A 10,419-nucleotide genomic window follows, 5' to 3' on the forward strand; every position below is an offset into this window, starting at 1 on the left:
GCGTCCCATTTCGGAGGCACCATTTGCATCTCGAGCCACCAATGCTCAGTCCGCTGCCCGAAGTCAGTACGAACGGTCATCCACCCGTATTTCGGGTGTTGCACAGCGCCTCCGTCCAGGAAGTATTCGACGCGCATCTGGCTGATGTTCAGCAAGTGGTGCGTGCTGCCTACCTGCGGTACGCCGCCGGCTTCTCGGTCAATCCGGCCAGTCACTTCCTGAGATTTCCCGATCATCCGCGAGATCGCATCATCGCGTTGCCCGCCAGAGATCGGAACGAGCGCGCGGACCGGGCCGGGATCAAATGGATATCGAGCTTTCCCGGGAATGTCGAGGCAGGACTCCCGCGTGCCTCCGCCGTCATCATCCTGAACGACATGGGGACCGGATTCCCCATCGCGTGCCTTGAGGCGTCAGCCATTTCCGCGGCGCGCACCGCGGCCTCCGCCGCCCTCGCGGCACGGGTGCTGCACCCGACCACGGAGGGACAGGTGCTCGGGATCGTGGGCTGCGGACCCATCGCGAGGGCCGTCCACCAGCATCTCCGGGCGGACGGCTGGTCCTTCCGGGAGATCGTGCTCGTCGATCTCGTGCCGGCCCGGGCGGAGGCCTTCCGCGCCGGCCTGGAGGAGGACGTTCGGATCGTGCCGAGCGTCCAGGACGCGCTCGACGCCGCTGACCTCATGCTGTTCGCCACCACCGCCGCCGAGCCGCATTTCCTGGACGCCGACGGGGTTCACCCGAGGCACACGATTCTCCATCTGTCACTGCGTGACCTGGGAGTCGGCGTCCTGCACCGGGCCCAGAACATCGTCGACGACCCGGCACACGCCATCCGGGAGAGCACGTCGCTCGGCCTGGCGGTCGAACGGTACGGCGCTGAGCTCATCGCCGGCACTCTGGCGCAGGTCATCAGCGCCGAGGTCCCGGCCGATCCACACCGCCCCCGCATCTTCTCGCCGTTCGGGCTCGGCGTGCTCGACCTCGCCGTCGCGGGGTTCGTGTACGACCACGCGGTACGCGCGGGAACGGCGATCGAGGTGCGCGATTTCTACGCGCCGCCCAGCTAGCAGCACGCGGAGCGCCCTATACGTCCTGAACGGACGCTGAGCAATGAGGAAGGGGTCGTAACGTTGGACGAACACCGGCCGGCCGCCGGACACATCGGCCTGGGCGCGCTCCACTGCCTGTTCCCGGAGCGGTTGTTGCCGGTCGGCGAGGTCGACCCGGAGGCGGACGAGGATTTCCTCCGGGCGTGCGGTGCGCAGACGGTGGGCGTCATCCCTGGTCTCTCGCAGGGCGACCTGGCTGCCGAAAGCTGCAGGCGACTGCTGTCAGCCGACGACCGGCCGATCGACGTGCTGCTCCATGTCGCGGGCCGGGCACCCGACACGCTGCTCGGCAGCGACGCGACGAAGATCCAGCATGAAGCCAAGATGCCGGCCCGGATGGCGCTGACGGTGGACGGGCTCGGCTGTGTCGGATCGAGCGCGGCCTGGGGGCTCGCCCGTGACCTGCTGCTCGCGGACCCGGGGCGCGAGCGCATCCTGGTCACGCACGGCAGCAAGCCGACGGGCCGGCTCCGGGTGAGGCCGCCGGTGACCGTGGTGGGAGACGGTGCCTTCGCCATGACTCTGGTCCGGGGTGGCCGGCCGTACCTCGAGTCGCATGCCCTGGAGACCGACGGCAGCTACCACGATCTGTTCAGGGTGGACTACAAACGAGTGGCCTGGCACGGCTGGGTCGAGGAATGCGCGGATCCGGCCCGGTACACCTTCGAACTCGCGCTGGAGAGCAGAAGGCGCCTGTCCGGCTTGACGGAAAGGGTGCTTCAGGCGGCGTCCGTCACCCTTCAGGACGTCAAGGCGGTCCTCATGCAGAACGTCTCCGTGCGGGCCTTCGACTTCTACAGCGATCTGCTCGGTGTTCCCGTTCACCCGGTATGTCGGGCGATGTTCGAGCGATACGGCCACCTGGGCGCGATGGACGTGGTGGCCAACCTGGATGCCCTGCTCAAGTCGCCCGACGTCAGCACGGGCGACCGGGTACTCGTGCTGAACAACAGCGCTTCGGCGGCCTGGTCCGTCTCCCTCTGGCGCGTCTGAACCCCGTTCCGACATCGAGCAATGAGGTTGTCTTGGACTTCTCTGTCACTCCAGAACAGCGACGCCTGGTAGGGGAGACCCGCTCCTTCGCCGACAGGTTGGAGGAGCTCTCGGACGCTCGCGATGAGGGAGTCTTCAACAAGGCGGCGTGGGAGACGTGCGCGGCTCACGGCGTGCTGGGCTGGCTGACCCCCACCGACCACGGCGGCGCCGGGCACGATCCGGTCTCCGTGGCCCTGATGCTGGAGGCTCTGGGGCTGGGCTGCTCGGACAGCGGGCTGCTGTTCGCGGTCAACAACCACCTGTTCTCCTGCACCACGTACGTCATCGACCACGGCTCGGCGCAGCAGCGGGCCGAGTGGCTGCCGCGCCTGGCGAAGGGCACGGCCATCGGAGCCCACGCCCTCACCGAGACAGAGGCCGGCTCGGACATTCTCGCGCTGACCACACGAGCGCGCCGCGAGGACGACCACTTCGTCCTCGACGGCCGCAAGACCTACATCAGCAACGCCCCCATCGCCGATCTGTTCGTCGTCTTCGCCCGCACGGACGGCGAGGCGGGCGCCTCGGACGGCATCAGCGCCTTCCTGGTCCCGGGAGACCAGCCGGGGCTGTCGGTGCGCCCGCTGGCGAAAATGGGGCTCGGTGGTACGCCGATGGGCGAAGTGACCTTCTCCGGCTGTGTCCTGCCCGGCAGTGCGCTGCTCGGCCCTCTCGGCAAGGCGTACCAGATCTTCCAGACCGGGCTTGTCTGGGAGCGCGGATTCATGTTCGCCACCCAGGTGGGCGCGCTGCGCCGGCTGCTCGATCAGACAGTGTCGCACTGCAACCGGCGCCGCCAGTTCGGCCGGCCGATCGCTGCCAACCAGGCGGTGAGTCACCGGATCGCCGATGCCCAGCTCCACGCGGAACTCGCCCGTCTGCTGCTGTACAAGCTGGCCTGGCGCGTCAAGGAGGAACACGTGCCGATCAAAGAGGCGTGCATGCTCAAACTCCTGGTGAGCGAGGCGCTGAAGAGTGCCTCACTCGACCTGCTGCAGTTTCAGGGAGCGGCCGGTTTCCTCGCGGGGTCGGCGGCGGAGCGGCAGGTCCGCGACAGCCTGGCGACCAGCATCTACGCGGGAACCTCGGAGATCCAGCGATCGGCGATCGCCGCGATGTCCGGGCTCGTCCTGGACGGGACCCTCTCATGACGGCGCACGAGCTGCGCCTCGAACCCCCGCTCACCGAGCAGGCGCAGATCGAGGAACTACGGCGGCAGACGTTCTTCATCTCCGAGCAGATCCACGATTTCACCATCCGGTACGAGGACGGACACGCCGCTGTCGCACTGACCGTCGAGACGCCGGAGGAATGCGACCCGGTCCGGCTCCAGGGGCTCGTCGACGCATTCGTGGACCGGGAGATCCGGCCCCTCCGGGGACTGCCGAAGAACCGGCTCTGGGTCTCCCCCGGGATCCGGCCACCCTGCGCTACCACCGGTTCGACGCGCTCGCCCGCGCTGGTCTGATCACGGAGGTGCAGCCCGGCCAGGTCGTCCTCGCCGACGGCGCGATCCGCCTGTACCGCGCTCTGGACGAGGCCGTGGTGTCGCGGGTCACATCGTCGTTCGAGGCGGTGGAGCACCAGTATCCGGTGACCTTGCCGCTCACCGTGCTGCAGCGCAGCGGGTACTTCGGGTCGTTTCCGCAGCACGTCTACTTCGCCTCCCGGCTGAAGGGCGAGCTGCCTGTCTACGAGGGCCTGGCACGTGCGAGCGGAAGCCCCGACCTCGGCCGGTTGCTGCTCGGCAGCGCCGCCACCGTCGAGAAGGTGCTGCCGCCCACGATGTGCTACCACACCTTCGCCAGGTTCGCCGACTCCAGCGTTCCGAGCACGCTGACGTGTGTCACCAGCCGGGGCTCGGCCTTCCGCCACGAATCCCGCTACCACCGCACGGCCGAGCGGCTGAGCGACTTCACCATCAGGGAGACCGTCTTCCTGGGCGCGCCGGAGCGGGTCGAACAGGCGCTGGCCGTCCTGCGTGCCGACCTGCTGGCGCTGGCCGAAGAGCTCGGGCTCGCAGGCTGGTGCGAGCAGGCCCACGACCCCTTCTTCGCCTCGGGGGCCGACGCGAATCGTGCTGACACGCAGCTCATGCTCGACCTGAAGCACGAGCTCAGGGTCAACGTCACCGCGACGGACTCGCTGGCCGTCGCGTCCTTCAACGTGCACAAGACCCACTTCACGGACGCGTTCGGGATCCGCGGTCACGGCCTCGACGAGCCCGTGCACTCCGCCTGCGTGGGCGTCGGCCTGGAACGGCTGGTCTATGCCGTGCTGAGCCAGTACGGACCGGATGAGCGAAGGTGGCCCGGCCCCCTCCGGGCCGCCGGAAGGGAACACGTATGACGAGCACGTCGACCGGTCATCGGGTGGCTGTCGTCGGTGCCGGGACCATGGGAATAGGGGCCGCGCACGCCTTCGCCCTCGCCGGGATGGACGTTCTTCTTCTGGACAAGAGCACGCAGGCACTCGACACGGCGCTCCGCCAGATCAACACCAACGTGCGCCTGTACGGGTTGATCGACCCGCGGCTCAGCGCCGGCGCGGAGGTGCTGGACCGCGTCAGGGTCGGCACCGATCTCGCCGAGGCACGCGACAGCGACTGGCTGATCGAGAACGTCACCGAGAACCACGATGTCAAGAGGGAGGTTCTGGGTCTCCTCGACGGCGTCTGCAGGCCCGGGGTGCCCATCGGCGCCAACACGTCGGCGATCCCCATCGGCGTGCTGGCCTCGTACACCGAGCACCCGGAGCGCGTCATCGGGGTGCACCTGATGAACCCGGTGCCGCTCAAGAACGTCGTGGAGGTCATCCCGAGCGTCCACACCTCGGCGGCGACGCTCACCCTCATGAGGGAGTGCCTGGGCCGGGCGGGCAAGACGACCGTGACGGTCAACGACTCGCCCGGCTTCGTGACGAACCGCATCGCGATGCTGATGGTGAACGAAGCGGTGCACTTGCTGGCCGAGGGCGTCGCCGACCCCGCGAGCATCGACAGGCTCATGCGGGGCTGCCTGGGCCACCAGATGGGCCCTCTTGAAACCGCGGATCTCATCGGCCTGGACACGGTGCTGTATTCCCTCGAGGTGCTGTCGGCCCATCGCGACGAAGACAAATTCGCGCCGGCCCGGCTGCTGCGCGAATACGTGGCGTCCGGACGGCTCGGACGCAAGTCCGGAGAAGGCTTCTACTCCTACACCTCCTAGAAAGGGGCGGCCATGAGGGACACCGTGAAGAGCTTCCTGCGCGAACGCGGCGCGGCGCCCGAGCTACGGGACGACGACGACCTGTTCGACGTCGGCGGGCTGAGCTCGATGGCGGCACTGCAGATCGTGGCATGGATCGAGGACACCTTCGACATCGTGATCAAGGCCGCAGATCTCCATCTGGGCAATTTCCGCACCATCGACGCCATCTGCTCCTACATCGAGCGGCACACACCGTCCCTGAGCGGCACGGGCGGCGAGGCCGAGTAAGGCCGTCGGCGCGAAGACCAGCATTCATGGCCACCAGGAGGTGAACACACGTGAGCAAATTCGACCGCTTGTCACAGGCCCAGGCCGTTGTTCAGGCAGCCGAGCACCGCGAGTTCTTCCTGAACGACGCGAGGCTGCCACTGGTCGTGGAAGTGGATCCAGACCTGGATCTGGGCCACTGGGTGACCCAGCACAAACCGCGTCTCAGGCGGCAACTGTCCGAGTACGGCGCGCTCCTGTTCCGCGGCCTGAAGCGGTCGTCGTTCGAGAAGGTCTTCACCGGGCTCGCGGATCAGGCGGTGGACTATCGCGGTGGCGCCGCGATCCGGAGCCGGGTCGACTCGGGAACCTACACGGCGAGCGAATATCCGGAATCCCTGGACATTCGCCTGCACAGCGAGTTCTGCTACTCCAACGACTGGCCGATGTTGCTGTTCTTCTTCTGCGACATCGCTCCCCGCGACCGTGGTCAGACGCCCATCGTCGACAACCGGAAGGTCATGCGGCTGCTGCCGGACGACGTCGTCCGCCAGTTCCGCGAGCGCGGGCTCCTCTACATGCGCGGGTACGGCTACAACCGCACCTGGCAGCGCTCCTACGAGACCGACAGCAGGGCCGAGGTGGAGGAGATCTGTGCCCGCGAGGGCCGGCGCTGCGAGTGGCGGGAGAACGACCAACTGCGCACCTTCGAGCGCCGGGAGGCCGTCGCGCGACACCCCGGCACGGGCGAGGAGGTGTGGTTCAACTTCGCGCACGGCTTTCACATCTCCCGCATGGACGACGACATCCGCGCCGCGCTGTCCACCTCGGACGACGACTCGGACGAGGCGCTGTGGCCGAACAACGTCTACTGGGGCGACGGCGAGGAGATCGACGGAGACGTGATCGCCACGGTCAACGAGATCGTCGAGGAGCAGGCCGTGCAGTTCGACTGGCAGGAGGGGGATCTCCTCGTGGTCGACAACATGATCTGTGGCCACGGGCGGCGCCCGTACTCCGGTGAGCGCAGGATCCTGCTCAAGATGGCGGACTCGTTCCTGCAGGGGAGGACGGCCGATGCGTGAGGACCAGGACCGGCCAGAGGCGGACGACCGGGACGGAACAGCCACGCTGCTGCCGCTCGTGCCCACGCAGCAATCCCTCCTGCACTACGCCGAGCGGCCGTTCCTGCTCACTCTGGAGGCCCCCGAGCGCCCATCGGCCATCGCGGACCGGCTGCGACGTGTTCTGGAGGACGTGCCCGCCCTGCGCATGAGGCTGCGCGAGGTGCCAGGGATGCGCGCGCCGCGGCAGGCGCCGGACACGGTCCGCATGCACAACGGTCCCCAGGACGTCGTCGAGATCGCCTCGGGCGCGCTCACGCTCGGGCTGGAGCCGTCGAGCTCCGGCTCCCGGCTGCGCCTGACCGGAGACTGGGGGATGGTCGACCCGATCTCCCTGCGGGCGCTCGTCGCGGCGGCGGCCGGTGGGCAGGCACCGGACGCCGATCAATCCGAGCGGTTCGCCGCCATCGTCACCGCCTACGCGCAGATGGCCAAGGAGGGTGAACTCACGGAGGAGGACGCCTACTGGCGGCGGGTGCCCAGCCGTTCCGGACACGACCCGCTCCACCTGGCTGAGGCTGCGGACGGTGCGTCCCGACCGCGCATCGCCGTCCTGGAACTCGATTCGGACATCGGGTCGAGTCTGTCCTCGGTCGCCCAGAAGTGGGAGGTCGCCGCGGACGACGTCGCCTATCTCGCGCTGTCGGCGGTGCTCTGCCGGCTCTCCGCGGAACCGCTGCTCGGCCGCGTGTGCGACGCGCGGCCGACCCTCGGCCTGGAAGGTCACATCGGCGCGTTCAGCCAGATCCTGCCGGACGTGCCCGAGCTCGCCCCCGAGCAGCCGCTGCGGGATGCCATCCGCAGCCAGTCCGAACGGCTGGCCGGACACGTGGCGATGGCCGGAGGCGCCGCCCTGCACTCCGCGGGCCCGCGCCCGGCGCTCGTCTTCGAGCCCGGTGACGGCTGGCGGCTCCCTCCGGGATGGCGCTCGGAGGAGTGGTGCCTGGGCGTTCATCAGGCGGTCACGCTGCGGCTCGCATCCCGCGACGGCCGCCCCGTCCTGGAAGCCGGATCCCTGCACGCCCGGACGGGGGAGCGACTCCAAGCACTCCTCGAGGCCTGGCACAACGCTCTGACGGCGATCCTCGCCGACCCGGACGGCACGTGCGGCCAGACCACCCTGCTCTCTCCCGCGCGGACCGCCGTGCTGCGAGAGACGCTCGACGTTCCCGTGAGCGGCAAGCCCGGCGACCTCTGCGCACTGGTGCACGAGCACGCCGCGCAGGGGCCGGAGAAGGTCGCGTTCGCCGCCGGGACCCGGCGCGTCACCCGGCGGGAGCTCCGGCAGCGCATCGCGCGCACCGTCACGGCACTGGGCGACACACCGCCCGGATCGGTCGTCGGCGTGCTCGCGGACAACAGCCTGGACCTGCTCGTGGGCTGGTTGTCGGTGTTGTGGCTCAACGCGACGGTCCTGCCGTTGTCGCCCGAGGAACCGCGGAAGAGACTCAAGGACGCCCTGGAGAACACGAAGGCGGCAATCCTCCTGCACCAGGGTGGCCTCGCCGAGATCGCCGCGGCGCTCCACCCCCGTGCGATCGACCTCTCGCAGGGGCCGGACGGTTCCGCGAGGCCGCCGGAGCGCTGCCGGCCGGACGACCTGGCGTACCTCATGCGTACGTCGGGCTCGACGGGCACGCCGAAGATCGTCGCGGTCACCCGCGGCAATCTCGACAACTACCTTGACGGGATCGCCCGGGACCTGCACATCGGCGAGCGGGTCATGCCCTGGGTGGCGGCCCCCATCTTCGACGCCGGGCTCAAGCAGTTCCTCGGCCCCCAGTACGCCGGCGGCACGACAACGCTCCTGGACGTGCAGCGTACGGATCTGGGCGGCGTCGCCGAGGAACTCGCCGCCTACGAGACGGCCTTCGATCTCAACTGCGTGCCGAGCTACTGGTCCGCCCTGCTCGACGAATTCGCGGCAGAGGCGGAGCCGCCCCTCGCCCGGCTGCTGCTCGGCGGCGAGCCGGTCTCGCCGCGGCTCCTCGAGCGGACCGCCGAGCGGTTCCCCCACACCGAGGTGTGGAACCTGTACGGGCCGACGGAGGCCACCGCCACCGCCACCGCGGGCCGGGTGGCTCCGGACCGCGCGATCGACGTCGGGGCGGGCGTGGCGGGCGCCCACGTGGTCGTCGCGGATCGGTGGGCGTCCCCGTTGCCCGAGGGGTTTCCCGGTGAAGTGTGGCTGGCAGGGCCCGGTGTCGCCCGGGGCTACCTGGAGGACGGCGTCGTCGTCCCGTTCGGGACCATGAGCGTGGGCGGCCGGGAGATTCCCGCCTATCGTACGGGTGACCTGGGATTGCTTTCCGGTGGACGCCTTCGTCTCAGCGGCAGGAAGGACCGGCAGGTCAAGATCCGCGGGTGGCGGGTGGACCCGCAGGAGCTCGAGATGGTCGCCGAGAGGCTCACCGGCACCCGTGCCACGGTGCTGGTGAGCGACCGCGGTGAGGCGGCGCTGCACCTGTTCTACACCGGCGCGATCGCGAGCGAGGAGATGACCGCCCATCTGCGGCGAGAACTGCCGGCGGCCTTCATGCCGACGGTGACGCGGGTGGCGGCCTTCCCCCATACGCCCACGGGCAAGCTCGACGAGCAGCGGCTGCTGACCATGATGGAGCACGCCGCCCAGGTCGACCCTGAGCGGGACTATTCGCCGGCAGAGCGCGTGGTGGCACGCGTCTGGCTGGAACTGCTGGGAACGGACTGGCCCAGCCCGGAGGCCGACTTCTTCACCGTGGGGGGTCACTCGCTGGCGCTGGCGCGGGTGGTGAGCATTCTGCGCGCGGAGGGTCATGACCGGCTCACGCTCAAGGCCGCCGTGCGCGATCCCACCATCAAGGCGATGGCCCGGCTCCTCGACACGCCCGGGTCATGACCTTCGGCGAGCAGGAGGGGAACCTCCACACCCTGGTCTGCGACGGCCCTGCGGCGCTGGCGTTCGTCCACCCCGCGAGCGGAATGGCCTCGGCGTTCCGGCGGCTGCCGCCGTACCTGCCGGGCGGCTTTTCCCTGCTGGCCTTCGAGAACGCCCAGCCGGACGACGACACGCCCTGTTCGGTGGCGGCCCTGTCGGAGGTGTACGCCGATCAGTTGCTGCGGCAGCCGTTCGGCGACGTCGTCCTGGCCGGGTGGTCCTTCGGCGGCACCGTCGCGGTGGAGCTGGCCGTGCGACTGGAGGCGGCGGGCCGCACCGTGTCAGGGGTCATCCTGATCGACTCCGCTCCTCCCGAGGTGCTGGCGCGTACGGAGCGGACGCGGAGCAAGGAGCTGGCAGGGCTCTTCGAGCTCTCGGCGGAGGACGAGCGGGCCATCGCGTCGGCTTCCTCTCCTGAGGAGTCGTGGGACCTGGTGCTGCGCGTCCTGCGCGAGCGGCATCGGCTCCCGTCGCTGACCATGGACGATCTCCAGCCGTTCCTTTCCGCCTACTCCTGGCATCTGGCAGCGATCCGGGCTCCTTGGTCGCCGCCTGCCCGGCTGGGGTGCCCGGTCGTCCAGATACGGGCGGAGGACGAGACCGGCTGGGGGAACCTGCCGGGCGACCTGGGGTGGGCGGAGACGCTGAACGGCACGGTTCACGTCGCCGGGACTCCGGGCGATCACTACAACCTGCTCAGCGCGGAGAACGTCCCCTTCTTCGCACGCGTGTTGATGACCTGCCTGAAACGTCTGGATTGGCCGAAGTGAGCC

The 10,419-nt window shown here is 69.3% G+C and carries 10 protein-coding genes; all 10 read left to right on the plus strand.

Annotated features, from left to right (window positions below; genetic code table 11):
• Positions 1-41 precede the first annotated feature (41 nt).
• Positions 42-1,070 (plus strand): 2,3-diaminopropionate biosynthesis protein SbnB, encoded by a 1,029-nt coding sequence (gene sbnB, locus ACNF49_RS25900; protein WP_482945291.1) that lies wholly within the window; start codon positions 42-44, stop codon positions 1,068-1,070.
• A 63-nt stretch (positions 1,071-1,133) separates the two neighbouring features.
• Positions 1,134-2,105 carry a 3-oxoacyl-[acyl-carrier-protein] synthase III C-terminal domain-containing protein gene (locus ACNF49_RS25905; protein WP_357982472.1) on the plus strand — a complete coding sequence of 324 codons (972 nt, stop codon included), beginning with the start codon at positions 1,134-1,136 and terminating at the stop codon, positions 2,103-2,105.
• A gap of 32 nt (positions 2,106-2,137) precedes the next feature.
• Positions 2,138-3,298 carry an acyl-CoA dehydrogenase family protein gene (locus ACNF49_RS25910; RefSeq protein ID WP_498703010.1) on the plus strand — a complete coding sequence of 387 codons (1,161 nt, stop codon included), beginning with the start codon at positions 2,138-2,140 and terminating at the stop codon, positions 3,296-3,298.
• Positions 3,295-3,615, plus strand: coding sequence for a hypothetical protein (locus ACNF49_RS25915; RefSeq protein ID WP_482945292.1), 321 nt, complete (start codon positions 3,295-3,297; stop codon positions 3,613-3,615). Before ACNF49_RS25910 ends, ACNF49_RS25915 begins: the two co-directional genes overlap by 4 nt.
• Before the next feature lie 8 nt (positions 3,616-3,623).
• Positions 3,624-4,496, plus strand: a complete 873-nt coding sequence (locus tag ACNF49_RS25920; protein WP_482945293.1) for a class-II aminoacyl-tRNA synthetase family protein — start codon at positions 3,624-3,626, stop codon at positions 4,494-4,496.
• Positions 4,493-5,356 carry a 3-hydroxyacyl-CoA dehydrogenase family protein gene (locus ACNF49_RS25925; protein WP_357982462.1) on the plus strand — a complete coding sequence of 288 codons (864 nt, stop codon included), beginning with the start codon at positions 4,493-4,495 and terminating at the stop codon, positions 5,354-5,356. The genes ACNF49_RS25920 and ACNF49_RS25925 overlap by 4 nt, the downstream gene beginning before the upstream one ends.
• A 12-nt stretch (positions 5,357-5,368) precedes the next feature.
• On the plus strand, positions 5,369-5,626 hold the full coding sequence (locus ACNF49_RS25930; protein WP_357982459.1) for an acyl carrier protein: 258 nt from the start codon (positions 5,369-5,371) through the stop codon (positions 5,624-5,626).
• A 50-nt stretch (positions 5,627-5,676) separates the two neighbouring features.
• Entirely contained in the window at positions 5,677-6,690 is a 1,014-nt protein-coding gene (locus ACNF49_RS25935; protein WP_357982455.1) for a TauD/TfdA family dioxygenase, read from the plus strand.
• Positions 6,683-9,607 (plus strand): AMP-binding protein, encoded by a 2,925-nt coding sequence (locus tag ACNF49_RS25940; protein ID WP_482945294.1) that lies wholly within the window; start codon positions 6,683-6,685, stop codon positions 9,605-9,607. Before ACNF49_RS25935 ends, ACNF49_RS25940 begins: the two co-directional genes overlap by 8 nt.
• Complete coding sequence (locus ACNF49_RS25945) at positions 9,604-10,416, plus strand: thioesterase domain-containing protein (protein WP_482945295.1); 813 nt, start codon at positions 9,604-9,606, stop codon at positions 10,414-10,416. Before ACNF49_RS25940 ends, ACNF49_RS25945 begins: the two co-directional genes overlap by 4 nt.
• Positions 10,417-10,419 lie beyond the last annotated feature (3 nt).

The organism is Actinomadura sp. ATCC 39365, assembly GCF_054392275.1.

What these genes read in the sequence shown, in the direction of transcription:
- sbnB (WP_482945291.1), top strand. Translation starts at nt 42, where the DNA reads ATGCTCAGTCCGCTGCCCGAAGTCAGTACGAACGGTCATCCACCCGTA.
- ACNF49_RS25940 (WP_482945294.1), top strand. Translation starts at nt 6,683, where the DNA reads ATGCGTGAGGACCAGGACCGGCCAGAGGCGGACGACCGGGACGGAACA.
- ACNF49_RS25915 (WP_482945292.1), top strand. Translation starts at nt 3,295, where the DNA reads ATGACGGCGCACGAGCTGCGCCTCGAACCCCCGCTCACCGAGCAGGCG.
- ACNF49_RS25930 (WP_357982459.1), top strand. Translation starts at nt 5,369, where the DNA reads ATGAGGGACACCGTGAAGAGCTTCCTGCGCGAACGCGGCGCGGCGCCC.
- ACNF49_RS25925 (WP_357982462.1), top strand. Translation starts at nt 4,493, where the DNA reads ATGACGAGCACGTCGACCGGTCATCGGGTGGCTGTCGTCGGTGCCGGG.
- ACNF49_RS25945 (WP_482945295.1), top strand. Translation starts at nt 9,604, where the DNA reads ATGACCTTCGGCGAGCAGGAGGGGAACCTCCACACCCTGGTCTGCGAC.